The sequence below is a fragment of the Geodermatophilus sp. SYSU D01045 genome, assembly GCF_054050295.1.
This window is the reverse complement of sequence record NZ_JBJGZB010000018.1, coordinates 67,515-92,665: the sequence shown is the minus strand read 5'-3', so window position 1 is coordinate 92,665 and position 25,151 is coordinate 67,515. Positions and strand designations below refer to the sequence as shown.

General features: G+C 76.2%; 30 protein-coding genes. 14 read left to right on the top strand and 16 right to left on the bottom strand.

Annotation, left to right across the window (positions count from 1 at the left end):
- The first annotated feature begins 22 nt into the window (after positions 1-22).
- The 3 genes from ACI798_RS16285 (at position 23) to ACI798_RS16275 (ending at position 2,547) form a co-directional block, all read left to right on the top strand.
- The gene (locus ACI798_RS16285) at positions 23-574 is read left to right on the top strand and encodes a hypothetical protein (RefSeq protein ID WP_456941831.1); all 552 of its coding nucleotides are present in this window, start codon (positions 23-25) and stop codon (positions 572-574) included.
- A gap of 93 nt (positions 575-667) precedes the next feature.
- Entirely contained in the window at positions 668-895 is a 228-nt protein-coding gene (locus ACI798_RS16280; RefSeq protein ID WP_387988018.1) for a hypothetical protein, read from the top strand.
- Positions 892-2,547 carry an AMP-binding protein gene (locus ACI798_RS16275; protein WP_457048396.1) on the top strand — a complete coding sequence of 552 codons (1,656 nt, stop codon included), beginning with the start codon at positions 892-894 and terminating at the stop codon, positions 2,545-2,547. Before ACI798_RS16280 ends, ACI798_RS16275 begins: the two co-directional genes overlap by 4 nt.
- An 80-nt stretch (positions 2,548-2,627) precedes the next feature.
- Here ACI798_RS16275 and ACI798_RS16270 read toward each other — a convergent pair whose 3' ends face one another.
- Positions 2,628-2,933: a hypothetical protein gene (locus tag ACI798_RS16270; protein ID WP_457048395.1), complete on the bottom strand. Its 306-nt coding sequence runs from the start codon at positions 2,931-2,933 to the stop codon at positions 2,628-2,630.
- Between the two features lie 42 nt (positions 2,934-2,975).
- On the bottom strand, positions 2,976-3,743 hold the full coding sequence (locus ACI798_RS16265) for an endonuclease/exonuclease/phosphatase family protein (protein ID WP_457048394.1): 768 nt from the start codon (positions 3,741-3,743) through the stop codon (positions 2,976-2,978).
- Between the two features lie 70 nt (positions 3,744-3,813).
- On the opposite strand from ACI798_RS16265, the gene ACI798_RS16260 reads away from it, so the two are divergent.
- Positions 3,814-4,383: a nucleotidyltransferase family protein gene (locus tag ACI798_RS16260; RefSeq protein ID WP_456941827.1), complete on the top strand. Its 570-nt coding sequence runs from the start codon at positions 3,814-3,816 to the stop codon at positions 4,381-4,383.
- Here the strand turns inward: ACI798_RS16260 and ACI798_RS16255 are convergent.
- Positions 4,373-4,672, bottom strand: coding sequence for a DUF202 domain-containing protein (locus tag ACI798_RS16255; protein WP_456941826.1), 300 nt, complete (start codon positions 4,670-4,672; stop codon positions 4,373-4,375). The two genes, ACI798_RS16260 and ACI798_RS16255, sit on opposite strands and share 11 nt — an antisense overlap.
- Positions 4,672-5,040, bottom strand: coding sequence for a YidH family protein (locus ACI798_RS16250; protein ID WP_457048393.1), 369 nt, complete (start codon positions 5,038-5,040; stop codon positions 4,672-4,674). Before ACI798_RS16250 ends, ACI798_RS16255 begins: the two co-directional genes overlap by 1 nt.
- Before the next feature lie 115 nt (positions 5,041-5,155).
- On the opposite strand from ACI798_RS16250, the gene ACI798_RS16245 reads away from it, so the two are divergent.
- The gene (locus tag ACI798_RS16245; RefSeq protein WP_456901690.1) at positions 5,156-5,551 is read left to right on the top strand and encodes a cold-shock protein; all 396 of its coding nucleotides are present in this window, start codon (positions 5,156-5,158) and stop codon (positions 5,549-5,551) included.
- 3 nt (positions 5,552-5,554) lie between these two features.
- Here ACI798_RS16245 and ACI798_RS16240 read toward each other — a convergent pair whose 3' ends face one another.
- Positions 5,555-6,079 carry a DUF2771 family protein gene (locus ACI798_RS16240; RefSeq protein ID WP_457048392.1) on the bottom strand — a complete coding sequence of 175 codons (525 nt, stop codon included), beginning with the start codon at positions 6,077-6,079 and terminating at the stop codon, positions 5,555-5,557.
- Positions 6,076-7,725, bottom strand: coding sequence for an MFS transporter (locus ACI798_RS16235; RefSeq protein WP_457048391.1), 1,650 nt, complete (start codon positions 7,723-7,725; stop codon positions 6,076-6,078). Before ACI798_RS16235 ends, ACI798_RS16240 begins: the two co-directional genes overlap by 4 nt.
- A gap of 93 nt (positions 7,726-7,818) precedes the next feature.
- On the opposite strand from ACI798_RS16235, the gene ACI798_RS16230 reads away from it, so the two are divergent.
- Positions 7,819-8,622 carry a DUF3027 domain-containing protein gene (locus ACI798_RS16230; RefSeq protein ID WP_457048390.1) on the top strand — a complete coding sequence of 268 codons (804 nt, stop codon included), beginning with the start codon at positions 7,819-7,821 and terminating at the stop codon, positions 8,620-8,622.
- Between the two features lie 12 nt (positions 8,623-8,634).
- Here the strand turns inward: ACI798_RS16230 and ACI798_RS16225 are convergent, their stop codons facing one another.
- Entirely contained in the window at positions 8,635-8,871 is a 237-nt protein-coding gene (locus ACI798_RS16225) for a DUF2530 domain-containing protein (RefSeq protein WP_456941821.1), read from the bottom strand.
- Between the two features lie 109 nt (positions 8,872-8,980).
- Here ACI798_RS16225 and ACI798_RS16220 point away from each other — a divergent pair, with 109 nt between their 5' ends.
- The 5 genes from ACI798_RS16220 to thpR all read left to right on the top strand — a co-directional run bounded on the left by ACI798_RS16220 (position 8,981) and on the right by thpR (position 13,375).
- Complete coding sequence (locus ACI798_RS16220; protein ID WP_457048389.1) at positions 8,981-10,522, top strand: NCS2 family permease; 1,542 nt, start codon at positions 8,981-8,983, stop codon at positions 10,520-10,522.
- Between the two features lie 29 nt (positions 10,523-10,551).
- Positions 10,552-10,986: a MarR family winged helix-turn-helix transcriptional regulator gene (locus ACI798_RS16215; protein WP_456941819.1), complete on the top strand. Its 435-nt coding sequence runs from the start codon at positions 10,552-10,554 to the stop codon at positions 10,984-10,986.
- Positions 10,983-12,311, top strand: a complete 1,329-nt coding sequence (locus ACI798_RS16210) for an MFS transporter (protein ID WP_457048388.1) — start codon at positions 10,983-10,985, stop codon at positions 12,309-12,311. The genes ACI798_RS16215 and ACI798_RS16210 overlap by 4 nt, the downstream gene beginning before the upstream one ends.
- 66 nt (positions 12,312-12,377) lie before the next feature.
- The gene (locus ACI798_RS16205; RefSeq protein ID WP_457048387.1) at positions 12,378-12,785 is read left to right on the top strand and encodes a hypothetical protein; all 408 of its coding nucleotides are present in this window, start codon (positions 12,378-12,380) and stop codon (positions 12,783-12,785) included.
- Positions 12,782-13,375, top strand: a complete 594-nt coding sequence (gene thpR / locus ACI798_RS16200) for an RNA 2',3'-cyclic phosphodiesterase (RefSeq protein ID WP_457048401.1) — start codon at positions 12,782-12,784, stop codon at positions 13,373-13,375. The genes ACI798_RS16205 and thpR overlap by 4 nt, the downstream gene beginning before the upstream one ends.
- Here thpR and ACI798_RS16195 read toward each other — a convergent pair.
- Positions 13,368-15,056, bottom strand: coding sequence for a peroxidase family protein (locus tag ACI798_RS16195; RefSeq protein ID WP_457048386.1), 1,689 nt, complete (start codon positions 15,054-15,056; stop codon positions 13,368-13,370). The two genes, thpR and ACI798_RS16195, sit on opposite strands and share 8 nt — an antisense overlap.
- Before the next feature lie 264 nt (positions 15,057-15,320).
- Positions 15,321-16,289 (bottom strand): aldo/keto reductase, encoded by a 969-nt coding sequence (locus ACI798_RS16190; protein ID WP_457048385.1) that lies wholly within the window; start codon positions 16,287-16,289, stop codon positions 15,321-15,323.
- A 28-nt stretch (positions 16,290-16,317) separates the two neighbouring features.
- Between ACI798_RS16190 and ACI798_RS16185 the strand changes: the two genes are divergently transcribed.
- Positions 16,318-17,130, top strand: coding sequence for a thioesterase family protein (locus ACI798_RS16185; protein WP_456941814.1), 813 nt, complete (start codon positions 16,318-16,320; stop codon positions 17,128-17,130).
- On the opposite strand, the gene ACI798_RS16180 is transcribed toward ACI798_RS16185, so the two are convergent.
- From ACI798_RS16180 to ACI798_RS16160, 5 genes are all read right to left on the bottom strand, one after another.
- On the bottom strand, positions 17,127-17,705 hold the full coding sequence (locus ACI798_RS16180) for a TetR/AcrR family transcriptional regulator (RefSeq protein ID WP_456941813.1): 579 nt from the start codon (positions 17,703-17,705) through the stop codon (positions 17,127-17,129). The two genes, ACI798_RS16185 and ACI798_RS16180, sit on opposite strands and share 4 nt — an antisense overlap.
- Before the next feature lie 53 nt (positions 17,706-17,758).
- Complete coding sequence (locus ACI798_RS16175) at positions 17,759-18,535, bottom strand: ABC transporter permease (protein ID WP_456941812.1); 777 nt, start codon at positions 18,533-18,535, stop codon at positions 17,759-17,761.
- Complete coding sequence (locus ACI798_RS16170) at positions 18,532-19,257, bottom strand: ABC transporter ATP-binding protein (RefSeq protein ID WP_456941811.1); 726 nt, start codon at positions 19,255-19,257, stop codon at positions 18,532-18,534. The genes ACI798_RS16175 and ACI798_RS16170 overlap by 4 nt, the downstream gene beginning before the upstream one ends.
- A 69-nt stretch (positions 19,258-19,326) precedes the next feature.
- A complete protein-coding gene (locus ACI798_RS16165; RefSeq protein WP_457048384.1) occupies positions 19,327-20,385 on the bottom strand; it encodes a hypothetical protein in 1,059 nt (352 codons plus the stop codon).
- Positions 20,386-21,339 (bottom strand): NAD(P)/FAD-dependent oxidoreductase, encoded by a 954-nt coding sequence (locus ACI798_RS16160; protein ID WP_456941809.1) that lies wholly within the window; start codon positions 21,337-21,339, stop codon positions 20,386-20,388.
- A 50-nt stretch (positions 21,340-21,389) separates the two neighbouring features.
- Here ACI798_RS16160 and ACI798_RS16155 point away from each other — a divergent pair, with 50 nt between their 5' ends.
- Positions 21,390-22,190 carry a TrmH family RNA methyltransferase gene (locus ACI798_RS16155; RefSeq protein ID WP_456941808.1) on the top strand — a complete coding sequence of 267 codons (801 nt, stop codon included), beginning with the start codon at positions 21,390-21,392 and terminating at the stop codon, positions 22,188-22,190.
- Between the two features lie 67 nt (positions 22,191-22,257).
- Here the strand turns inward: ACI798_RS16155 and ACI798_RS16150 are convergent, their stop codons facing one another.
- Both ACI798_RS16150 and sepH read right to left on the bottom strand, forming a co-directional pair.
- Complete coding sequence (locus tag ACI798_RS16150) at positions 22,258-22,731, bottom strand: general stress protein (RefSeq protein WP_456941807.1); 474 nt, start codon at positions 22,729-22,731, stop codon at positions 22,258-22,260.
- Between the two features lie 92 nt (positions 22,732-22,823).
- Positions 22,824-23,687, bottom strand: coding sequence for a septation protein SepH (gene sepH / locus ACI798_RS16145; protein ID WP_456941806.1), 864 nt, complete (start codon positions 23,685-23,687; stop codon positions 22,824-22,826).
- 154 nt (positions 23,688-23,841) lie between these two features.
- On the opposite strand from sepH, the gene ACI798_RS16140 reads away from it, so the two are divergent.
- Positions 23,842-25,083 carry an osmoprotectant NAGGN system M42 family peptidase gene (locus tag ACI798_RS16140; protein WP_456941805.1) on the top strand — a complete coding sequence of 414 codons (1,242 nt, stop codon included), beginning with the start codon at positions 23,842-23,844 and terminating at the stop codon, positions 25,081-25,083.
- Positions 25,084-25,151 lie beyond the last annotated feature (68 nt).

Genomic DNA, 25,151 nt, shown 5'->3' with positions numbered 1-25,151 from the left:
CCCGGCGGCCGGTCCTGCCAGCATGGACGCCGTGCAGCCGGCCGCCGACGACCCGCACACCCGGACCGCCCTGGAGGGCTACCGGGCCGGCGCGCTGCGCTGGCTGGTGGGCGGGCTGATCGCCGTCGTCCTGGCCGTGCTGCTCGGCGCGGTCGTCGTCGCCGTCGCGGAGGACCGCGGCCGCCCGGTGCCGCTGGCCGGGACGGTCGTCGTCGCCCTGGTCGTCGTCGGCCTGGTCGCCGCCGGCGCGGGCCTGGGCGCGATGGCCCGCGCCCTGCGCTGGCGGCGGGCGCTGGCCGCCGTCGCCTGGCAGCGCGGGCTGCTGCGGATCGCCGGGCCGGCGATCGTGGCCTTCGAGCCCGAGGGCTACGACGAGTGGGACCCCACCCACGAGCCGGTGCGGCTGACGCTGGCGAGCACCTCGGTCTGGCGCACCCGCCAGGTGCAGGGGCTCGACGGCGGCGAGGTCCGGCTCGCGCCGGTCGGCCCGGGGCAGTGGGTGCTCACCGCCGAGGGGCTGCCCACCCTCTACGGCGCCCGGTCCGCCCGCCGCGCTCCCCGCGATCGGGGGTGACGCGGACCGGGCTGCTGCGGGTAGGACCAGGGACACGCGAGAATGACGCCGCACGTGCGCCCCCCGAGGGAGCGCACCGGACACGGAGGCGAGATGGCCAAGCGCAACGAGAAGCACGCCCACCTGGTGGAGCCGACCTGGGGCCAGTCGGAGAACGCCGGCCCGCCGGTCACCGAGTTCCTCGGGGAGATGGCCGGCCCGCTGTCGCCGTTCGGCGAGGACCACAGCTTCCCGCTCCCGCCGGACCGCATCCGCTACGCCCACCCCACCGACAAGCCCAACCGGGCCGGGGTCCAGCTGCCCGAGAACCGGCGGCCGTGACCACCCCCGCGCTGCCGTCCTACGCCAGCGGCACCTCCACCGTCCCCCTCCTCGGGGACACGATCGGTGCGGACCTCGACCGGACGGCAGCGCGGGTGGGCGACCACGAGGCGCTCGTCGAGTGCGCCACCGGCCGGCGCTGGACGTACCCGCAGCTGGTCGCCGACGTCGACGCCTGCGCCCTCGGCCTCGACGCCCTCGGCGTGCAGAAGGGCGACCGGGTCGGCATCTGGGCGCCCAACTGCGCCGAGTGGGTGTTCGTCCAGTACGGCACCGCCAAGCTCGGCGCGATCCTGGTCAACATCAACCCGGCGTACCGCACGCACGAGCTGGCCTACGTGCTGCGCCAGGCCGGCATCTCCGTGCTGGTCGCCGCGCCGGAGTTCAAGACCAGCGACTACCGGGCCATGGTGGCCGAGGTCCGCGACGACTGCCCCGACCTGCGCGAGGTCGTCTTCCTCGGCGACCCGGAGTGGGAGCGGCTGCTGGCCACCGGCCGCGCCGCCGACCGCGCACTGCTGAGCGAGCGCGCCGCCGAGCTCTCGCCCGACGACCCGATCAACATCCAGTACACGTCGGGGACCACCGGCTTCCCCAAGGGCGCCACGCTGTCCCACCACAACCTGCTCAACAACGGGTTCTTCGTGGGCGAGGGCTGCGGCTACACCGAGGCCGACCGGATCTGCATCCCGGTGCCCTACTACCACTGCTTCGGCATGGGCATGGGCAACCTCGGGGCCACCAGCCACGGCGCGACGATGGTCATCCCCGCGCCCGCCTTCGACCCGGCGGCCACGCTGCGGGCGGTGCAGGACGAGCGGTGCACCTCGCTGTACGGCGTCCCGACGATGTTCATCGCCGAGCTGGCGCTGCCGGACTTCGGCACCTACGACCTCTCCAGCCTGCGCACCGGGATCATGGCCGGCTCGCCGTGCCCGGTGGAGGTGATGAAGCGGGTGGTCGCCGAGATGGGCATGACCGAGGTGACCATCTGCTACGGCATGACCGAGACCTCCCCGGTCTCCACCCAGACCGGCGCCGACGACGACCTCGACCGCCGCACCTCGACCGTCGGCCGGGTGCACCCGCACCTCGAGGTCAAGGTCGTCGACGCCGAGACCGGCACCACCGTGCCGCGCGGGACGCCGGGGGAGTTCTGCACCCGCGGCTACTCGGTGATGCTCGGCTACTGGGGCGAGCCGGAGAAGACCGCCGAGGTCATCGACGCCGCCCGCTGGATGCACACCGGCGACCTCGCCGTCATGGACGAGGCCGGCTACCTCAACATCGTCGGCCGGATCAAGGACATGGTCATCCGCGGCGGGGAGAACGTGTACCCGCGGGAGGTCGAGGAGTTCCTCTACACCCACCCCGACGTCGTCGACGCGCAGGTGATCGGCGTCCCCGACGAGCGGTACGGCGAGGAGCTCATGGCCTGGGTCCGGCTGCGCGAGGGCGCCGAGCCGCTCACGCCCGAGGCGCTGCGCGAGTTCTGCGCCGGGAAGCTGGCGCACTACAAGGTGCCCCGCTACGTCAAGGTCGTCGAGGGCTTCCCGATGACGGTGACCGGCAAGGTCCGCAAGGTCGAGATGCGCGAGGTCTCGGTGGAGGAGCTGGGCCTGGAGGCGGCCGCCGCGGTCCGGAACGCCTAGACGAAGGACCCCGTCCTCCCCATCCTCCGCAGGCTCAGGACGGGACCCGGGACGGGGCCACCTGCCGATCGAACGGGGTCCTAGGGCGCGAGCTTCACCAGCAGCTTGGACACCAGGTTGCCGACGACGACCCAGACCAGCGCGGCGATCGCGGCGTTGACCGTCTCGCCGGTGCGCGGGTCCGACGGCCGGAACAGGTCGACGGTGAACCAGCCGAGGTCCCGGCGCACGTCCGCGGCGGCCGAGACCAGCGTGTTCGCCGGGTTCGCCTCGAAGAAGGTGAACACCGCGTGGAGCACGATCACCACCGCCACGAGCGAGGCGACCAGTCGCACCGCCGAGGCGACCAGGGTGAAGGCGCGGGTGCCGACGTCGGACGCAGCCATGGGCTGATCGTGACACCCGTCGCTGTCACGACGCCAACCGCCTCACCCGACCGCGCACGGCACCACCAGCGCGCGGTGGTCCGACAGCGGCAGCCGCACCACCTCGGCCGGGCCGGTGGCGGTCACCGGCCCGCGGGCCAGCACGTGGTCCAGCTGCCGGACCGGGACGTCGGCGGGGAAGGTCAGCCCCGCGGCCAGCGGCCGCAGCCCGCTGACCCGGGCGGCCTTGGGCGGCTCCATGTTGAGGTCGCCGAGGACCAGCAGCGGCTCGCGCGTCCCGCGCAGCGACCGCACCAGCCCGCGCAGCTGGACGGTGTTCCAGTACGGCACGAACGACAGGTGCGTGCAGGTGACGGTGAACTGCCCGGTCGGCCCGTCGATGACGGCGGCGACGGCGACCCGCGGCTCCTCGCTGACCAGCTGCGGCCGGCGCGCGCCACGGAACCACACCGGCACCCGCCCGCGCAGCGTCGGCATCCGCACCACCCGCCAGGACACCACCGGGTAGCGCGACAGCAGCGCGACGCCGTAGCTGGCCGCACCGGGCTGCTCGTCGCCGGTGGCCGCCATCCACGTGCCGCCGGGGGTCCCCGACAGCGCCGCCACGAACTGCTGGTCGACCGCGCCCATCGCCTCGGCGGCCACCGCGGTGAGGTCGGCGTTCATCGAGCGGGGCTGGTCGCGGTCGACCTCCTGCAGCGCCAGGACGTCGGCGTCCAGCGTCTTGACCGCCGAGGCCAGCCGGTCGACGTCGACCCGGTCGTCCTCGGGCGAGCGCCCGTGCAGGATGTTGAAGGTCGCGATGCGCACGGGACTCCCGTGCCCTCGCGGGCGGGACTCAACCGTGCGTGACCGGCCGGGCGCCGGGTAGACGCACCCCGTGCTGCCCTCCGACCGCGACGAGATCCGTGACCTCCTCAAGCGCACCGCCGTGGCCCTCAAGGAGGGCGGGGTGCCCTTCGCCCTGTGCGGCGGCTACGCCGCGTTCGTGCGCGGCGCCCCCGAGCCCGACCACGACGCCGACTTCCTCGTTCCCGCGGCCGAGGCCGAGCGGGCGGCCAAGGTGCTCGCCGACGCCGGCCTGCAGGTGGAGGACCCGGCCGAGGACTGGCTGACCAAGGTCGTGCAGGGCAACTCGTTCGTCGACGTCCTCTGGCGCACCTGCGGCAAACCGGTGGAGACCGACCTCATCGACCGCGCCGAGGACCTCTCCGTGCTGTCGGTGCACATGCCGGTGCTCGCGGCCACCGACATCCTGGTCACCAAGCTGATGACGCTCGACGAGCACTACTGCGACTTCGCGCGCCTCCTGCCGGTGGCCCGGGCGCTGCGCGAGCAGGTCGACTGGCCGTCCGTCCGGCGGGAGGTCGCCGGCAACGACTTCGCCGTCGTGTTCCTCGACCTGCTCGGCCGGCTCGGCGTCGTCGATCCCGAGGTGGTCAGCGGCTGAGCAGGGTCGCGGCGGCCGCCAGCGCCGTCGCGACGACGGCGACGGTGACCACCGCGGCCGCGGCCGGCGCCGGCCCGGGGGTCCGGGCGAGCGCGCGGGCCCGCCGGCGCGCGAGGACACCGAGGACGCCGAGGCCGGTGAGCGCCACCGCGGCCGCGAGGGCCAGGGGCAGCACCCGCTCGTCGAGCACGGCATGCGAGCCGAGCACCGCGGCGACGCCGAGCAGGCCCAGCCCGGTGCGCTGCCAGGAGAGGACGGTGCGCTGCGGCTGGGTCTCCGGTGCGGTCATCAGGCGACCTCGACGACCAGCAGCACCGCCACCAGCAGCACCACCGCCGTGACCAGCGCGACCAGCACCGGGACCTCGGGACCGACGCTCAGCGGGGCGTCGGTGGCGATCGCCCGCTCGTTGCGCCGCCACCGTCGGTAGCCGGCCAGCGCGGTGCCGAGCCCGGTCGCCACGAGCGCCAGGCCGACCGCGCCGCCGCCCCAGGACGCCCCCAGCCGGGGCACGTACGCCGCCACCGCCACCCCGCCGGCGACCAGCGCCAGCCCGGTGCGCAGCCAGGCCAGCAGGGTGCGTTCGTTGGCGAGGGTGAACCGGTAGTCCGGGTGCGGGGGAACCGGGTGCGCGGCGGACTCGGACGCGGGCGGCACCCGGCCAATCTAGGTGCGCGGGACGGCTAACCTGGCAGCGAGCGGTGCGCCCGCGCCGCCGTCCGCCGGCCCCGCGCCGGGACACCCGCGAGCAGAAGCGACCCGAGGGATCAACGTGCCCACCGGCAGAGTCAAGTGGTTCAACCCCGAGAAGGGCTTCGGCTTCCTCTCGCGCGAGGACGGGCCCGACGTCTTCGTGCACAAGGACGCCCTCCCCACGGGCACCGCCGAGCTCAAGCCGGGCCAGCGGGTGGAGTTCGGCATCGTCGCCGGCCGCCGGGGCGACCAGGCGCTGCAGGTGCGGGTCCTCGACCCGCTGCCCTCGGTGGCGGCCAAGGTGGCCGAGGCGCGGCGGAAGAAGCCCGACGAGCTGGTCCCGATCATCGAGGACCTCATCAAGCTGCTCGACGACGTCTCGAACTCCCTGCGCCGCGGCCGGCACCCCGACCGCGCCGAGTCGCGCAAGGTCGCGGCGGTGCTGCGGGCGGTCGCCGGGGACCTCGAGGCCTGACCGTCAGCCGGCGGGCGTCGGCGGGGGCGTCGTGGTGGGCGTCGTGGTGGGCGTCGTGCCGACGTCCCCGCCGGCGCGCAGGAAGCCGATCGGCCAGGAGCCGGTGAGCAGGCAGTCGTCGTGCTCGTCCTCGACGACGACGAGGTAGTACGCCGGCGGGACGACGTCGGAGCTGTTGATCCCGTCGAACGTGGTCGTGCCCGCGTCGACGTCCACCTCGCCGAGCCGCTCCTCGAGGCGCTCGTCGAACACCTGCACGCTCCAGCCGTTCGCGGCGACGTCGTCGGGCACGGTGAGCGCGATCGGGGTGTCGGGGGAGACCTCGACCACCGGCGGCGAGACGTCGTAGCGCTGCCCCTGGCCGGACCCGCAGTACTGGCTCGGCCGGGCGGTGACCTCCTGCGGCCCGGCGGTCACCGTGACCTCGGGCGGGGTGTCCGACGAGCCGGACGAGCCGCCGCACCCGGTCAGCACGGCGGGGAGCGCGCCGGCCAGCAGGACTGCGGCGGCGCGGGTGGGGGTCCTCACGGGCGGGGTGCCTCCGGCACGGTCGGGGCGTCGGGCGCGGCGGGGACGGCGCCCGGGACGGTGGGGGCGTTCGGGTCGACCGGCGCCCACCGGCGGCGGCGCGGTGTCCACAGCACCAGTCCGACGGCGAGCACGAGCAGGGCCGCGGCCACGGTGAAGCCGAGCCAGCCGATCGGCGGCAGCGCGATGCCGAGCGCGCCGCCGAGGACCCAGGCCAGCTGCAGGACGGTCTCGGAGCGGGCGAACGCCGAGGCGCGCAGGCCCTCGGGCACCTCGCGCTGGATGATCGCGTCGAGGGCGACCTTGCCGAGGGCGTTGGCGACCGCCGCGACCCCGGCGACGGCGGCCGCGGTGGCCAGCCCGAAGAACACCGCGGCGAGCACGGTGACCGCGGCGGCGACGCCGGCCGACCAGACGACCACCCGGTCGGGGTCGGCGTGGTGCAGCCGCGACCCGATGCCGGTGCCGAGCACGCTGCCCGCCCCGGCCGCGCCGGCGATGGCGCCCAGCGCGAGGCTGGCCTCCCACCCGCCGTCGACGGTGGCCTGCACGAGGAACGCGGAGAAGATCGTCAGGAAGCCGCCGAGCCCGCGCAGCGCCGCGTTGGCGCGCAGCGCGAGCACCACGTGGGGGTTGACCGGGCGCCGCCGGCGGCCGGCGACGGGCACCGGGCCGGTGCTGAGCACGTCGGCCGGCTGCTCGCCGGCGGGGACGTCGACGTGCCGGGGCAGCCGGACGGCGAGCACCGCGGTGACGGCGAAGACCGCGGCGGTCACCCACAGCAGCGGCTCGAAGCCGAACGCCCAGGCGAGCCCCGCGCCGATGCCGCCGAAGACGCCGGCGGTGACCAGGCCGAACACCGACAGCCGGGCGTTGGCCGAGGTGAGCGACATGGCCCCGGGCAGCACCCGGGGGACGACGGCGGCGCGCAGCACGTTGTGCGCCTTGGACAGCACCAGCACGCCGAGCGCCGCGGGGTAGAGCAGCCAGTCGGTCTGGTGCGCGGCCATGACCAGCGCCAGCGCCGCCCGGCCCAGCGAGGCCGCGCCGAGGGCCCAGCGGCGGCCGCGCTGCAGCCGGTCCAGCAGCGGGCCGACCACCGGGGCGACCACCGCGAACGGCGCCATCGTGACCAGCAGGTACAGCGCGACGTTGCCGCGCTGCGCGTCGGCGGCCGCGGCGAAGAACAGGGTGCCGGCGAGCGAGACGGCGACCATCGCGTCGCCGGCCATGTGCAGGGCGTTGACCCACAGTAGGTGGGTGAGGCCGCTCTCGGCGGCGCCGTCGGCCCGGCTGGCGGCGCGCACCCGGGCGACGGCCGCGCCGGTGAGCTCGCGGGTGCGCGCGACGGCGACCCGGGTGACGGTCACCCGCGGCGGCGCCTGCGGCGCCGCCGGCGGCTCGCCGGGCGGCGGGACCGGCGGGGGGGCGTAGCCGGGCGGCAGCGCCTGCGGCGGGGGGCCGTAGCCGGGCGGCGCCGGGGCGGTCGGCGGGCCGTACCCGGGCGGGGGTGCTGCGGCCTGCGGCTGCGTTGCCCGGCGGGGCAGGTCCAGCGGGGTGGTGTCCAGGCGCTCGGGCGGGACCGGCTCCGGTCGCGACCGGCGCAGCGGGCCCCGGCGGGACCCGGGCGGACGCGACGACGGCACGTCCCCATGGTGCCGCACCTGCCTGGCAGTCCGGGGTGGGCGTGATCACGCGGGCTGCCCGCGTGCGCGTCGCCGGCACCCCCGTCTGGGAACATGGGGGCCGTGACCCCCGATCCCGCCCCCAGCGACGTGCTGACCGGCGCGGTCGACCTCGCCCGCGCCGCGGCCGAGGAGACCGCCGGCGACCCCGCGGTGGTCGGCGAGCACCTGGGCGCGTCCCCGGAGCGGCCCGGGGACGCCGCGGCTCCCCCCGACGTCCTCGGCGAGGTGGTCACGCACTCGTTCGCCAGCCGGCTGCCCGGCTACGTCGGCTGGCACTGGGCGGTCACCCTCGCCCACGTCCCGGGCGAGGACGGGGCCACCGTCGACGAGGTCGTGCTCCTGCCCGGCGACGCCGCGCTGCTGGCGCCGGCCTGGGTGCCCTGGCACGAGCGGCTGCGCCCGGGCGACCTGTCGGTGGGCGACGTCCTGCCGGCCACCGAGGACGACCCGCGGCTGGTGCCCTCCTACACGGCCGAGGACGACGCCGCGGCCGACCCCGAGGCGCAGGCGCTGGCGAGCGAGATCGGCCTGGGCCGGGAGCGGGTCATGTCCCGCGAGGGGCGCAGCGCCGCGGCCGCCCGCTGGCTGGCCGGGGACTTCGGCCCGCGCGCGCCGATGGCCCGCCAGGCCCCGGGCCCGTGCGGCACCTGCGGCTTCTTCCTCCCGCTCGCCGGGTCGCTGCGGACCCTGCTCGGCGCCTGCGGCAACGAGTACGCGCCCGCCGACGGTCGCGTCGTCGCCGTCGACTACGGCTGCGGGGCGCACAGCCAGGCCACCCTCGTCGGCGGGGAGCCGGCCGAGGTCGTGACGTCGGCGCGCTACGACACCGCGGAGTTCGACGTCCTCACCGACTAGCGGCCGTGCCCGTCAACGGCGGGGCCCCAGCTGGCCCTGCCAGCGCATGACCGCCAGCCCCACTCCGGCCAGCACGATCCCGGCCACGCAGGTCCACGTCCACACGCGGTCCACCCGGTCGCCGAGGAGCAGCAGGACGACGAGGGCAAGCGCCCACAGCGCCGTCAGGGCGAGGACGACGCGGGCGGTGTCGACGCGTAGAGGGGGAGGGGCCTGCTTCAGGGGGCCGGGTGCAGCGGGGCGGGACACACGGCCGACACTAGGCGTCGTCCCCCGGAGACCGGCGGGGAGGCGCGCGTGCGGTGTGGCACGCTGTCGCGGCTCGCCGCCCGGCAGCCGCATGTCCGCAGGAGCACGCATGCCCGAGAAGTCCCGTCCCGCCCGCGGCGCCCGCGCAGCCCGCGTCGACACCCCCACGGGGGGCACACCGGCCGACGTCGCGGTGGAGGCGCCCCGGCCGCGCCGCAGCGCCGGCCCGCAGGTCCGGCCGCGCAACGGGCTGGACCGCTACTTCGGCATCAGCGCGCGGCGCAGCACGGTCGGCCGCGAGGTCCGCGGCGGGCTGACCACGTTCTTCACGATGGCCTACATCGTGGTGCTCAACCCGATCATCCTGTCCGGGGTCGACGTCACGGGCGCCTCGCTGCCGTTCGGGGCCGTCGCCGCGGTCACCGCGCTGGTCGCCGGGGCGCTCACCGTCCTCATGGGCGTCGTCGGCCGGTACCCGTTCGCGCTGGCCACGGGCCTCGGCATCAACGCGATCGTCGCGGTCTTCGCCGCCACCCAGCTGGCCTGGCCGGAGGTCATGGGCCTGGTCGTGCTCGAGGGCCTGCTGATCACCGTCCTCGTGCTCACCGGCTTCCGGCGGGCGGTGTTCGAGGCGATCCCGCCGCAGCTGAAGACGGCGATCGCGGTCGGCATCGGCTTCTTCCTCACGATCATCGGCCTGGCCGACGCCGGGGTGATCCGCCCCGGCTCGCCGCTGATCAGCTTCGGCGTGGGCGGCCAGCTCGCCGGGTGGCCGCTGCTGGTGTTCGTCGTCGGGCTGCTGCTCACCGCCGTCCTGGTGGTGCGGAAGGTCCGCGGCGCGCTGTTGATCGGCATCGTGGTCTCGACCGTGCTGGCCATCGTGGTCGAGGCGGTCGCGGAGATCGGGCCGCGCGTCGGTCCCGACGGCCAGGAGCTCGACGCGCGCGGCTGGGCGCTGCAGGTGCCCACCCTCCCCGCCGACGTCATCAGCGCCCCCGACCTGTCGATCGTCGGGCAGTTCTCGCTGTTCGGCGGGTTCGAGCGGATCGGCGTCGTCGCCGCGCTGCTCATCGTCTTCTCGATCATGATCGCCGACTTCTTCGACACCGTCGGCACGGTCACCGCCGTCGGCGCGGAGGGCGACCTGCTGGACGAGGACCGCAACCTGCCCGGCTCCCAGCCGGTCCTGCTGGTCGACTCGGTGGCCGCGGCGGCCGGCGGCGCGGCGAGCGTCTCGTCGAACACGACCTACATCGAGAGCGCCTCCGGCGTGGCCGACGGCGCCCGCACCGGCCTGGCCAGCGTCGTCACCGGCGTGATGTTCCTGCTGGCGATGTTCTTCACGCCGCTGGTGCAGGTCGTGCCCTCGGAGGCCGCCGCCCCGGCGCTGGTGATCGTCGGCGCGCTGATGATCAGCCAGATCCGCACGCTGACCTGGGACGACATGTCCCTGGTCATCCCGGCCTTCCTCACCATCGCGCTCATGCCGTTCACGTACTCGATCACCAACGGCATCGGCGCCGGCGTGGTCAGCTACGTCCTGCTGCGCACGGCGGTGGGCCGGCGCCGCGAGGTGCACCCGCTGATGTGGGTGATCGCGCTGGCGTTCGTCGTCTACTTCGCGCTGGAGCCACTCCAGCAACTGTTCTGAGCGGCGCTAACGACCGGTAGTCTGGACCCGTGACCCGGTCGACGCTGGACACCGCAGCGCTCGCCCACGACCTGCGGCTGGCGGTCATGCGCTTCTCCCGCCGGCTGCGCAACCAGCGGGTCGACACCTCGGTCACCCTCACCCACCTCGCCGCGCTGTCCACGCTCCAGCGGCACGGCGCGATGAGCCCGGGGGAGCTGGCCGCGCACGAGCGGGTGCAGCCGCCGTCGATGACCCGCGTCGTCGTCGCGCTCGAGGGCATGGGCCTGGTCACCCGCACGCCGCACCCGACCGACGGCCGGCAGGTAGTCATCGACCTGACCCCGGCCGCCGAGACGCTGCTGGCCGAGGAGGCCCGGGCCCGGGAGGCGTGGCTGTCGGGCCAGCTGCAGCGGCTCACCCCGCAGCAGCGGGCGACCCTGCGCGAGGCCGCGGAGATCATGGAGGAGCTCGCCGGTGGGTGACGTCGACGCCTGCTGAACCGAGCCCGGGGGGACCGGCTGCCGGCGGACGCAGCCCGTTCCGGTCCCTCCGGGTGCACAACTTCCGGCTCTACGCGTCGGCGAACCTGGTCAGCCTGACCGGCACGTGGATGCAGCGCATCGGCCAGGACTGGCTGGTGCTGCAGCTGTCCGGCGACAGCGGGGTGGCGCTCGGCCTGATCACCGCCCTGCAGTTCGGCCCCACCCTGCTGCTGAGCATGTACGGCGGGGTGCTGGCCGACCGCTACGACAAGCGCCGCGTCCTCGTCCTCACCCAGGCGCTCATGGGCCTGCTCGCGCTGGGCCTCGGCACGCTGGTGGCCACCGGCGCCGTCGCGCTCTGGCACGTGTTCGTCCTGGCCGGCGCGCTGGGGTGCGTGTCGGCGGTCGACGCCCCGGTGCGCCAGGCGTTCGTCTCGGAGATGGTCGGCGGCGACCTGCTGGCCAACGCGGTCGGGCTCAACTCGACGATCTTCAACGGCGCCCGGCTGGTCGGCCCGTCGCTGGCCGGGCTGCTCATCGGCGCCTCGGGCGGCGACACCGCGCCGGCGTTCCTCGTCAACGCCGGCAGCTTCGCGTTCACCATCGGCGCGCTGCTGCTCATGCGGGCCGGGGAGCTGCGCCGCAGCGAGCCGGTCGCGCGGGCCCGCGGGCAGCTGCGGGCGGGGCTGGCCTACACCTGGTCGCGCCCGGACCTGCGGCTGGCGATGGCGCTGGCGTTCGTGATCGGCACCTTCGGGTTCAACTTCCAGGTCACCATCGCGCTCATGGCCCGCGAGGTGTTCGACCTCGGCGCCGAGGCGTTCGGCCTGCTGTCGACGACGTTCGCCGTCGGCTCGCTGACCGGCGCGTTCCTGTCCACCCGCCGCAGCGCCCGCCCGCGGCAGCGGTTCCTGGTCACCGCGTCGGTCGTGTTCGGGCTGTTCACCGTGGCCTGCGGCCTGATGCCGGGCTTCTGGGCGTTCGCCGTCCTGCTGGTGCCCACCGGCGCGGCCGCCCTGGTGTTCAGCGTGGCCAACAACAGCTTCGTGCAGCTGGGCGCCGACCCGCAGATGCGCGGGCGGGTGATGGCCCTCTACTTCACGTGCTTCATGGGCGGCACGCCGCTGGGCGCCCCGCTCATCGGCTGGGCCTCCGAGCACCTCGGCGCGCCGTGGGGGCTGATCCTGGGCGGGCTGGTCGTCGCCGCGGCCGGCGCCGTCGCCGGGCTGTGGCTGGCCCGGGGGCGGCGGGTCCGGCTGGAGGCACGCGTCGTGCCGCCGCGGCTGCGGTTGCACGTCGGCGCGCGGGAGCCTGCGGGTCCCTGACCGGACCCCCTGGCGGAGCGCGGTGTCCGCACGTACCGTCGCGGCCACCGTCCCCACGGAGTGACGATGACCTCCGCCCTGCTGCAGCTGGCCGGCATCACCGCGATGCTCGTCGGCGCCTTCGCCCTGATGGGTTTCGCCTTCCGCCTGCTCACCGGGCAGTTCCTGTGCGACCTGCGCGCCCGCCGGAGGGCCCGCGAGCAGCCGGCGCCCGTGCGGGCCGCGCCCCGGCCGGTCCAGGCCGTCGCCGCCGACCTGCGGCGGCTGGGCCGCCAGCTCGACGCCGTCCCCGCCGGGGTGCCCCAGGCCCGCCGCCGGGGCCTGCAGGCGGCCTACGACGACGTCCTCGCCGAGGCCGCCGTGCTGCTCGACATCCGGCACGAGCTGGGCGCCGTGCCCCCCGGCTTCCCGCGCGACGTCGAGCGGCTGCGGGTGGAGACCGAGCTGGCGGGGGCCGGCCTGGTGGTGCGCTGAGCGCGCCGGCGCCGCTGCGGCTGTTCGTCGCGGTGACCCCGCCCCCGCCGGCCCGGGACTCCCTCGCGGCGGCGGTCGCGCCGCTGCGCGAGGCCCCCGGCGCGCCCCGCTGGGGCGACCCCGCGCGCTGGCACCTCACCCTGCTGTTCCTCGGCGCCGTCCCGCCGGCCCTGCTGGAGCAGCTCACCGCCGCGGTCGGGTCCGCGGTCGCCGGCACGCCCCCGACGGTGCTGCGGCTGGCCGGCGCCGGCCGGTTCGGGTCCGCGCGGCGGCCGCAGGTGTTCTGGGCGGGCCTGGACGGCGACGTCGCCGTCGTCACCGCCCTGGCCGGGCGGCTGGCCCGCGCCGCCCGCGGGCTGGGCCTGCCGGTCGAGGACCGGCCGTTCCGCCCGCACCTCACCCTCGGCCGCTGGCACCCCCGCCGCCCGGCCGACGGCGACCTGCCCGCCCGGCTGGCCGGCTACCGCGGGCCGGAGTGGGCCCTGGCGGAGGTGACCCTCGTGCGCAGCACCGGCGGGCGGCACGAGGTGCTGGGCACCTGGCCCGTTCCCGACCGGGCCGATCGCGGGAGCGGGCCCGCGGTCAGGTGACGGCGCCGGGCACCGGGACGACCGCCTCGGGGTCGACCTCCTCGCCCGGCTCGAGCTCCTCACCGCCGTCGGGGACCTCGTCCCCCGGCAGCTCGTCCTCCGGCAGCTCGTCCTCCGGCAGCTCGTCCTCCGGCAGCTCGTCCTCCGGGGTCTCCTCCTCGGGCGCCTCCACCGCCCGCGGGTCGATCGCGTCGGCCCACAGGAGGAAGGAGCCGAACCCGTAGCCCGGGCCGGGGTCGAAGTCCGGCGCGGCGTTGAAGTAGGAGGTGCCGTCGCAGGCCATCAGCCCCAGGACCACCTCGGCGACGATCGTGCCGCCGACCGGTCCCAACCGGGTGCCGCCGAGCAGCTCGGCCTCCTTGAGCACGTAGAACCACAGCGGTGCCCTGCCCTGCCAGCCCGGCTCGGTCAGGCCCAGCTGCTGGTTGGTCAGCGGGGTGATCCCCATCGCGGCCGCGACGTCCTGGCCGGCGGGCAGGCCGAGCCGCTTGCCGCGGAGCAGGTTCCGCTCGGCGAGGGAGGTGATCGCCCCGGCCGTCGGGGCGACCACGGTCGGCGGCAGGGTCGACAGGGGCAGCGACAGCCGGGTGTCGATCAGCCGTGCCAGGTTGCGGTCGTCGGGCGTGGTCATCCCCGGGATCTCGAAGAAGTAGTTCCAGTCGATCCACAGGTCGGCGGGCACCGGCCGGTTGCCCCGCAGGTCCTGGTGGCCCTCGTTCGCGAAGACCGGCACCGTGTGCCGGTCGTGCACCTCGTACTCGGCCCGGATCATGCTGTGCCCGAACCGGTAGGCCGCCCCGGAGTACTCGACCGGCATGTACGGCCGGCGCCGGTCGCGCGGCCGGTAGAAGCGCGCCGTGCACTCGATCGGGCCGGTGCCCCGGCGGCGGAGCAGCCGGCTGACCACGTCGCGCCCGACGATCCGCGGCAGGTAGTCGTTGACGATCAGCCACTGGTAGTGCCAGCGGACCTGCTGCCGGGCCTGCTCGAAGGTCATCCCCTCGTCGCGCAGCCGGTTGTGCAGGCGCAGGAAGACCGCGTGCAACTGGGCCACGACGAGGTTCTCGTCGTTGCGGGGGTCGCCGAGCCAGGCGGCGCCCACCTCGTCGCGGGGCAGGTCGCGGACGCCGTCGTGGTCGTTGCACAGCAGGTACCCCGGGCGGGCGGGGTCGTAGAGCTCGGGGCTGCCGGCCGGCCCACGGCCGTAGACGTTGCCCAGGTCGAAGCGCGGGGTGTCGTAGTTGACCGTCCCCCGCGGGTCCTGCTGCTGGAGGGTCAGCGGCGTGCGGTCCAGCGTCATGTCGTGGTCGATGAACTGGCCGAGGTAGATGTAGCCGGCCGGCATCCCCGGGTTGTCCGACGCCGGGTCGCTGTCGGCCACGTCGTCGAGCGGCGGACGGTCGTCGGTCATGCGCACCGCCAGCGCGGTCAGCAGCGCGTCCGGCGGGCTGAAGGCCGGGAGCTGCTTGAACATCACCCCGAACCGCGCCTCCCGGTCGCGGCCGATGCGCACCGCGACGTCGCTGCCCCGCGGGTTGCCGACGGCGTGCGCGCCGCGGGGAGCCCGGCGCGGAGCCGGTGGGGCGGGGGAGCGGGGCGGCGCTGCGGGCGGCCGCGGTGCGGCCTGTGCCGTCCCGCCGAGGACCGGCAACGCGGTCAGGGCCGCGAGTCCCGCCAGCACCGAGCGCCGGGTGAGCCGGACCGCGGCCGCGTCACGTGACCCGCTGAACGGGCAGCCGCCCCCGTCTCCCTCGAGACCCCGCACGATCCGCCCCCGCCGTCGGTGAGCGTGCCCCCCGCCGGCCGCTCTCGTCCCGGGGAGCGTCACGGCCGGACCAGCGGGCGGGACATCTCCGGGCGAGGGGTCGGTGCACCCCCAGTCCTGGGGACCGGTCCGGCGGGCCGCCGCGCTCGGGGTCCACGCGGTCACCGAGCGTCGACGGGCTCACCACGCGTACTCCATCGGAGCGGGCCGGAAGCCGGGGAAGACCTCGTCGAGGCGGTCGAGCTGGGCCCGCTCCAGCCGCACGTCGAGCGCGGCCAGCGACCCCGCGAACTGGTCCATCGTGCGCGGGCCGACGATCGGCGCGGTGACGCCGTCCCGGTGCAGCAACCAGGCCAGCGCGACGTCGGCCGGGGCGAGCCCCCACCCGCGGCAGGCGTCCTCGTAGGCCTGCAGGGCCGGGCGGTGCCGCTCGATGCGCCGCTGCTGGCGGTCCTCCGTGCGGCGGGTGCCCTCCGGCTGCCCCAGCGCGCCGGCGAGCAGGCCGCCGGCGAGCGGGCTCCACGGGATGACGCCGATGCCGTAGTGCCGCGCGGCGGGGAGCACCTCGAGCTCCACGTGCCGGGTGAGCAGGTTGTAGTGCGACTGCTCGCTGACCAGCCCGAGGAAGTGCCGGCGGGCGGCGGCCTCGTTGGCGGCGGCGAGCTGCCAGGCGGCGTGGTTGGACGACCCGACGTAGAGCACCTTGCCCTGGGCGACGAGCGTCTCGCAGGCCTGCCAGATCTCGTCCCACGGCGTCTCGAGGTCGACGTGGTGGAACTGGTAGAGGTCGATCCAGTCCGTCTGCATCCGGCGCAGCGACTCGTCGGCCGAGCGCACGAGGTTGCGCGCGGACAGGAACGTGTCGTTGGGCCACTCGCTCATCGAGCCGTAGACCTTGGTGGCCAGGACGGTGCGCTCGCGGCGGCCGCCGCCCTGCGCGAACCAGGTGCCCAGCACCTCCTCGGTGCGGCCCTTGCCGGCGTCGAAGCCGTAGACGTTGGCCGTGTCGAAGAAGTTCACGCCCTCGTCGTGCGCGCGGTCCATGATCGCGTGGGCGTCGGCCTCCTCGGTCTTCCAGCCGAAGTTCATGGTGCCCAGGCACAGCCGGGAGACCGACAGGCCGCTGCGCCCGAGGTGCGTGTACTCCACGGGGGACCACCCTGGCACCCTGTCCGCCGTGCCGCAGACCGACACCGTGCAGTCCGCCTTCGACCGGGCCACCGCCGTCACCCGCACCGAGGGCGGCGGTGTCCGGGCCGAGCTGGACCCGGGCTGGGACGTCGGCAGCGGCGTCCTCAACGGCGGCTACCTGCTCGCCGTCGTGGCGCGGGCGGCGCTGCTGTACAGCCCGCACCCGCACCCGGTGGCGCTGTCGGCGAGCTACCTGCGCGCCACGCCGGGCGGGCCGGCCGACCTCGCGGTCACCGCCGGGCCGGCCGGGCGCACGCTCGCGCACTCCTCGGTGCTGCTCGCCGGGGCGGGCGGGCCGTCCCTCGCCGTCCAGGTGACGACGGCGACCCTCGGCACCGACCCCGCGGACTACACGGTCAACCCGGCGCCGGAGCTGCCTCCGCCCGGCGAGTGCGTGGCGACCCGGACCACCGAGGGCGGGCCGGCCGTGGGCCTGGCCCGGCAGCTGGACACCCGGCTGGACCCGGCGACGGCGGGCTGGGTGTCCGGCCGGCCCTCGGACCGCCGGCTGCTCCGCGCCTGGATCCGGCTGGCCGACGGCCGCGACCCCGACCCGCTGGCGCTCCTGCTGTTCGCCGACGCGCTGCCGCCCACCGCCTTCGCCGTCGGGAAGCCCGGCTGGGCGCCCACCGTGCAGCTGCAGGTGCTGGTGCGCGCGCTCCCGGCGCCGGGCTGGTGCGTCGTCGAGTCCCGGTCCACCGAGGTCACCGGCGGCTGGTCGGACGAGGAGTGCCGGATCTGGGACTCCACCGGCCGGCTGGTCGCCCAGGCCCGGCAGCTGGCCCGCGTCGCGCGCTAGTCCCGCCTCGCCTGCTCGTCCCGCCGGCCCGGGAGGGCGACGTCCCCGGTCAGGTAGCGCTGCAGGGTGGGTCCGACGGCCGCGACCAGTTCCTCGGCCGGCGCGGAGGCCAGCGGCTCGACGCGGAGCACGTAGCGGGTCATCACCACGCCGACCAGCTGGGAGGCCACCAGCGCGCCGCGGGCCTCGCCCTCGGCGGGCGGCAGGTCGAGGGCGCCGAGCACCCGTCGCAGCACCTGCGAGACGAGGAACTCGCGCAGCAGCCGCGCGGTCCACTCGTTGCCGACCGCGGAGCGGACCAGCGCCAGGCCGGCGGGGCGCATGGGGCCGTCCCACACCCGCAGCAGCATGCGGACGACGTTCTCCCCGAGGTGCTCCGGGCCGGCCGCGAGCACCTCGGGGAGGAAGGCCTCGGGGTCGGCCGGGGCCTCGATCGCGGCGAGGAAGAGCTTGTCCTTGGTGCCGAAGTAGTGGTGCACCAGGGCGGGGTCCACGCCGGCGGCCGTGGCGACCGCGCGGATCGACGTCGCGTCGAAGCCGCGCTCGGCGAAGGCGGCGCGGGCCGCAGCCAGCACCGCCTGCCGGGTGTCGGGGTTGCCGGGGCGCCGTCCCGAGCGCCGTGCTGCCGTCAGCTGGTCCTCCTCCGCAGGGTCGCCGCCGCCAGGGCGAGGGCGAGCACCGCCGCGCCGGCCACGATGCCGACGTCCCGCCACATCGTCCCCGTCTCGGCGGCCGACCGCCCGACCTCCTGCAGCGCCTCCACCGCGTAGGTCAGCGGCAGCACGTCGCTGATCGCCTGCAGCCAGCCGGCCATCTGCTCGCGGGCCACCAGCAGCCCGCAGAGGAAGAACTGCGGCAGCACGATCACCGGCATGAACTGCACGGCCTGGAACTCGCTGCGGGCGAAGGCGCTGGCCAGCAGGCCCAGCGCCACCCCGAGGACGGCGTTGGCGACGGCGATGAGCACCACCAGCCACGGCGACCCGGCGATGTCGAGGTCGTAGAGCGTGGTGGCCACCGTGACCGTGACGACCGCCTGCACCGCGGCGGCCAGACCGAAGGCGGCGCCGTAGCCGAGCAGCAGGTCCAGCCGGGACAGCGGGGTGGTGAGCAGCCGCTCGAGCGTGCCGGAGGTCCGCTCGCGCAGCATCGCGATGCTGGTGACCAGGAACATCACCACGAAGGGGAAGACGCCGAGCATGGTCAGCCCGACCCGGTCGAAGACGCTGGGCTGACCGGGCAGCGTGGGCACGTCCCGCCAGAGCAGGTACAGCAGCCCCAGCAGCAGGCTGGGCAGCAGCACCATCATCGCGATGGTGCGGTGGTCGTGCCGCAGCTGCCGCAGCACCCGGGTGGTGATCGCGCCGGTGAGCCGGGGGCTCAGGACGGCGGCCGGGGCGCTCACGCCGCCACCTCCTGCTGCTGCGCCCGCACGAGGCGGAGGAAGGACTCCTCGAGGTCGTCGGTGCCGGAGTCGGCGCGCAGCCGCGCGGGGGTGGAGTCGGCCAGCAGCCGGCCCTCCCGGAGCAGCAGCAGCCGGTCGCAGCGCCCGGCCTCGTCCATGACGTGGCTGGAGACGACGAGGGTGGTGCCGGCCGCGGCGAGGGCGTGGAACCGGTCCCACAGCTCCACGCGCAGCACCGGGTCCAGGCCGACGGTCGGCTCGTCGAGGACCAGCAGTTCCGGCTCGCCCACCAGCGCGCAGGCCAGGGACGCCCGGCCGCGCTGGCCGCCGGAGAGGTCGCCGACCAGCTGCCCGGCGGCGTCGGTCAGGCCGACGGCGGCCAGCGCGTCGTCGGCGGCGCGGGCGCCCCGGCCGTACAGGGCGGCGAAGTGGCGGGCGTTCTCCCGCACGGTGAGGTCGGCGTAGACGCTCGGCGCCTGGGTGACGTACCCGACCCGTCGGCGCAGGCCGGGGGAGCCGGCGGGCTCGCCGAGCACGGTGACCGTGCCCGAGCGCACCTTCTGCACGCCGACCAGCGCGCGCATGAGCGTCGTCTTCCCGCTGCCGCTGGGCCCCAGCAGGCCGGTGACCCGCCCGGCGGGGACCGCGCACGACAGGTCGTGCAGCACCCGGCGGCGCCCGCGGTCGACGACGAGGTCGGTGACGGTGACGGCGTCGGTCATGTCGGCCTCCCGAGTGGCGAGAACTCAACGCCTGATGAACTCAACGCTAGATGAGTTCCGCGGGCGCCGTCAACGGCCCCGTGCGCGGGGAGGGGTCAGCGGCGGCGGGCGGCGGCGTCGACCAGCGCGATGAGCAGCAGCGGGACGGCGCACCACAGCCCGAGGACCCACGCGGCGCGGGCCACGCCGTCGCCGTCGAGGTAGGCCAGGCCGCGCAGCGCCCGCACCGCCACGCCGGGCGGCAGGACGGAGGCGAGCGGTTCGAGCCAGCCGGGCAGGTACTCGGGGGGGGAAGCTGCCGGTGCTGGTCGCGGCGCCGACCGTCAGCAGCACCGCGGTGGCGACGAAGGTGCCCGCGCCGCCGAGCAGGCGCAGGGCCAGCGCGGCCGCGCAGCCGCACGCCAGGGCCAGCAGGCCCACGAGCCCGGCCACCGGCCAGGAGCCGGCGGGCAGGGCGGCGAAGACCGGGCCGGCCAGCAGGGCGCCGGTCAGGCCCGCCGCGGCGGCGAAGAGGACGGCGCTGAGCAGCCGCAGCCCCAGCCGCTGCTGCGGGGCGACCTGGTAGCTGGTGATGCCGAACAGGAAGCCCCCGAGCACCACGCCGAACGCGAGGTGGTCGATCGCCCGCCCCCGCTGGTCGCCGGCCGCCAGCGGCGTGAGGTCGGTGACCGTGGGCGGGGTGCCGGTCCGCGCGGCGACCGCCGGGACGAGGACCTCGGTCAGGTCCTGCGTGACCGCCCGGCCGTGCGCCCCGGCCACCAGCAGGGCCGGGCCCGGCGGCCCCAGCACCAGGGCCGCGTACGCGTCGCCGGAGGTCACCGCCCGCTCGGCGGCCCCCGGGTCGGGCAGGGCGACGAACCGGACCGCACCCGGCCGCGCCTCGTCCACCGCCTGCCGGACCGCGTCGACCTCGGCCGCCGGGCCGGTGACGCCGACGGGCAGGTCGTGCGGCGCCGCGGTGGGGAAGGCGGCCAGGTAGACCACGACCAGCAGGGTGCCGATGGCGACGGCCACCGCCGCCGGCAGGACGATGCCGCGCAGGCCGGCCCGCGCCGGGGACCCGGCCGAGCGCTGCTCCTCGGCCGCCTGGTCGGCCGGGCCCGGGGGAGGGGCGAGGCCCGCGGGCACTCAGTGCCCGCCCAGCGCGGCGCCGAGCAGGTGCCCGCTGCTCCAGGCGCTCTCCACCTTCGACGGCGCCCGCCACCCGTCGCCGCAGACGCCGACGCCCTCGGCCAGCCCGAACGGCTCCTCGCGCGGCGCCGCCGGCTTGGCGAACGTCCAGCGGTGCACGTGCGTCCACGCCGGCGGCGCGTCGATGCCCAGCGCCCGGCACACGGCGGCGGTGACCTCCGGCGCCGCCCGGCCGGGGTCGTCGAGGTGCGCGGCGGCGGTGCCCGGCGTCGTGTGCGCCACCAGCACCGGGGCGCCGTCGCCGCGCCGGTCGCCGTCGTCGGCGATCCACTCGACCACCGGGTCGTCGTGCACGAAGGCGCCGTGCAGGTCGGCCGGCCAGGAGCGCTGGTCCCAGCCCAGCGCCACCGCCAGGGTCGGCTGCCAGGGCCGCGCGTCCTCGTCGCCGAGCAGGCGGGCGGCCAGGTCCGGCGGCAGCAGCCGGCGGGCCTGCGGGTCGGGCAGCGCGAGGACGGCGGCGGGCACGTCCGCGCCGTCGACCCGGGCGCCGGGTTCCACCCGCTCCACCGCGGACTCCTGGACGACGTCGAGGCCCGCGGCGAGGTCGGCGACCAGCGAGCGCAGCCCGCCGGGCGCGGCGTACCGGACCGGGCCGCTGCTGCTGTCCCGGATCCCGTCCGGCCCGGCGACGGCGAAGGTGTCGGTCCACGGCCGGGCCAGCCCGCGGGCCACCCAGTCCTCGACGACGGCGGTGAAGGGCGCGCCGGCCGACGCGGTCAGGTAGGAGGCGCCGAGGTCGGTGACCCGGCCGGCCAGCGTCCGGGACGCCATGCGGCCCCCGGGGCGGCGGCCGCGGTCGCGGACCCGCACCGGCACGCCCGCGTCCGCGAGCGCGCGGGCACAGGCGACGCCGGCGATCCCGGCTCCGACGACGACGGTCTCGTGGGGCACCACTGGATCCTGCGGGCAGCCGGCGCGGACCGCTCGGGGAGGATCGGGGCGTGAGCGTGCCGATCACCGACGTCGCCGACGAGCGGGTGGCCGACTTCCGCGACCTGCACGCCGGCGACCGCCCCGCCGGGCGGGCGCGGGGGACCGGCCCGGTGATCGTCGAGGGCGTCCCGGCGGTGCAGCGGCTGCTGGCCTCGCCGTACCGGGTGCGGGCGGTGCTCGGCGTACCCGGGCGGCTGGCCGAGCTGGACCTGCCCGAGGGCGTGCCGGCCTACGAGATGGACAAGTGGGCGCTGTCGGAGCTGATCGGCTTCCGGCTGACCCGCGGCGTCCTGGCCTCGGCGGACCGTCGCCCCCCGGCCGACGTCGGCGCGCTGCTGGCCGGGCCGGACCCGGCGGCGCCGCGGCGGCTGGCGGTGCTCGAGGCGCTCAACGACGCCGAGAACCTCGGCTCGATCGCCCGCTCGGCGGTGGCCCTCGGCGTCGACGGGCTGCTGCTGGACCCGCGCTGCGCCGACCCGCTCTACCGGCGCGCGGTGCGGGTCTCGATGGGACACGTGCTGGTGCTGCCGTTCGCCGTCCTGCCCGACTGGCCGGCGGGGCTCGAGCGGCTGCACGCGGCCGGCTACCTCACCGTCGCGCTGACCCCCGCCGCCGACGCGGTGGACCTGGACGAGGTGGACCCGCGGGCGCACCCGCGCACCGCGGTGCTGCTCGGCGCGGAGGGACCCGGGCTCACCCCGGAGGCGCAGGCCGCCGCCCGGGTGCGCGCCCGGATCCCCATGCGGGCCGGCGTCGACTCCCTCGGCGTCGCCGCCGCGGCCGCCGTCGCGTTCGCGACCCTGAGATGAGTCGCCCTCCGGCCCCCTCGCAGGGGCCCGCGGCGAGCGTGCGAGCCGTGGGAGCGAGGGGGTCCTCCTACTGACGCAGGGACCAGCGGGCCAGGATGGCGCGGGCCTCCTCGGCGCGGGAGGGGTCGCACATGACGTCGTACCGGCTCGCGGTGACCTGCGAGACGCTGGTGAAGTCGCGCTGGCCGCGGGTGGCCGCGTAGCCCACGGCGCCGAACAGCGCGCCGAACGCGAGGCCGATGAGCAGCCCGGTCAGCACCGCGCTGAGCCAGCTGGTGCCGTCGGGGGCGAAGATGCCCAGCAGCAGGCCCACGAACAGGCCCCACCAGGCACCGCCGGCGGCACCCGCGCCGATCGCCCGGCCCCAGGTGAGCCGTCCGGTGACCCGCTCGACCAGCCGCAGGTCGGACCCGATGATCGTCACGTTCTCGACCGGGAACTTCTCGTCGGAGAGGTGGTCCACCGCGGCCTGCGCCGCCTGGTAGGTGTCGTACGACCCGACCTGGACACCGCCCAGGGGCATCGACACGGACATCGACATGTTGCGCTCCACTCCCGCACTCGTTCGGTTGTGGACGACGTACCCGCGGCCCCCCGGACGGACACGTCGGTCCGGAGCGGTGAGCGTACTGCTCAGCGGTTGCGGCGGACCCCGAAGACGATGTCCTCCCAGGCGGGCACCCGGGCGCGCGGGTCCTCGTCCTCGCCGTCGGACTCGCCGGTGCGCAGGACGACGGTGTCGTGCTCGGAGACGTCCTCGTCCTCGGTGGGGTCGGTGCGCCGCTCACCGCCGCCGGGGCGCGGCTCGTCGGCCGGCGGCACCGGCCGCTCGGGCGCGGGCCGCTCCGGGACGGCGGCGTTGCGGTGCACGGGCAGCGCCGGGCGCTCGGCGGGCACCCCGGGGACGACGCGGACCAGCCGGGTGCCCTCCGCGAAGTCGCGGGTGGGGGCGTCGAGGGGGCTGACCGCGCGGCCGGCGAGGTCGTAGGCCCACTGCGTGGTGCCCTCCTTGGTCCCGGCGCGCCAGGCGGCGGTGACCACCCAGGTGCCGTCCTCGGAGCGGGCGGCGTCCCAGCGGACGGCGTCGAGGTCGGCGCCGAGCAGCCGCAGCCGCTCGGCCATGAACTGCTGGAGCGGCTCGCCGGAGGTGCCCTCCGACAGCCGGACCCGCGCCTGGCGGGCCTGCTCGGCCATGCGGGCGCGCTCCTGCAGCACCGTGTGCGCGAAGCGCATGATCCGCTCGACCCGGGTGCCCGAGGCGGCCGCGACCTGCTCGGGGGTCTCGCCGGCGCGGATGCGGGCCTGGATCACCCGCGGCGACAGGCCGCCGTCGGACTCCATCTGACCCAGCCGGCGGGTGTCCCCGCGGGCCGCGGCGCGCACCCGGTCGTCGATCGGCAGCTCGAAGCGCTCGCCCTCCTCGCCGTCCCCGCCGTCGAGGGCGAGGACCAGGCTGCGGCCGTCGTCGGACAGGCCCACGAGACGCAGCGAGCGCACGGGACCTCCTCGGGCGGACGGCGGGACGACGGGATCCCCTGGGTGACAGGGGACCACGCGCGAGGCTATCCGCGGCAGCCGGGTCCGTGCCGGACGTGCCCCGGCGTGGCGGGCCCCCGGGGCGCCCGGCCGGCCCGCCTTAGACTCGACCTCCATGCTGACCGGTCCCCGGGACGACGCCGGCCTCGTCCGCGACGACGGCGAGCTCAACCCCCGTTTCCTGCCGAGTCCGGTCGACGCGGGGCAGAAGCGCCTGCCCATCGACATGGACTACGTCCAGCGCGTGCTGCTGGAGATGCTCGACATCCCGAGCCCCTCCGGGCGCACCGACCACGTCATGCAGCTGATCGGCGGTGAGCTGCGCAGCCTGGGCATGGACTTCGAGGTCACCCGCCGCGGCGCGCTGCTGGCCGAGCTGCCCAGCGCCTCGCCCGGCGCCGACCGGACCGTCGTGGTGCACGCCGACACGATCGGCTGCATGGTCAGCGGGCTCAAGGACAACGGCCGGCTGGCGATCGTGCCGGTGGGCACGCACAGCGCCCGCTTCGCCGAGGGCGCCCGGGTGATCATCTTCTCCGACGACGTCTCGGGCGACTACCGGCACACCGGGACGATCCTGCCCAACAAGGCCAGCGGGCACCGCTTCGGCGACGAGGTCGACGAGCAGGGCGTGGGCTGGGACCACGTCGAGGTCCGCGTCGACGAGGTGGTGCACAGCCGCGCCGACCTCGAGCGCCTGGGCATCCAGGTCGGCGACTTCGTGGCCATCGACCCGCAGCCGGTGATCACCTCGAGCGGCTTCGTCAACAGCCGCCACCTCGACGACAAGGCCGGCATCGCCGCCGCGCTGGGCGCGTTCAAGGCGATCATCGACTCCGGCACCCAGGTGCCGGTGACCGCGCACCTGCTGGTCACCATCGCCGAGGAGGTGGGCCTGGGGGCCAGCCACGGCCTCGACGCCGACGTCGCCGAGCTCGTCTCCATCGACACCTCGGTGGTCGCGCCCGGTCAGGCGTCGTCCGAGCAGTGCGTGAACATCGCGATGCAGGACTCGACCGGGCCGTTCGACTACCACCTGACCCGGCACCTGATCGACCTGTGCCGGGTGCACGAGGTGCCGCACCGCCGCGACGTCTACAAGTACTACCGCTCCGACGCCGCCTCGGCGCTGGAGGCCGGCGCCAACACCCGCGCCGCGCTCATCGGGTTCGGCATCGACGGCAGCCACGGCAACGAGCGCACCCACCTCGAGGGCATCCGCAGCACTGCCGAGCTGGTCGCGCTGTACCTGCAGACGGACCTGACCTTCCGCAGCTGGGACCGTCGCCCGTCCGGCGACCTGCGGGACTTCCCGAGCACCGCCGTCCAGCCGGCCGACGGCGAGCAGGCCCGGTGAGGAGCCTCCGGACGTGCTGGAACGGCCCCCTCGCAGGGTCCCGCCGCGAGCCGCGCGAGTGGCGGGAC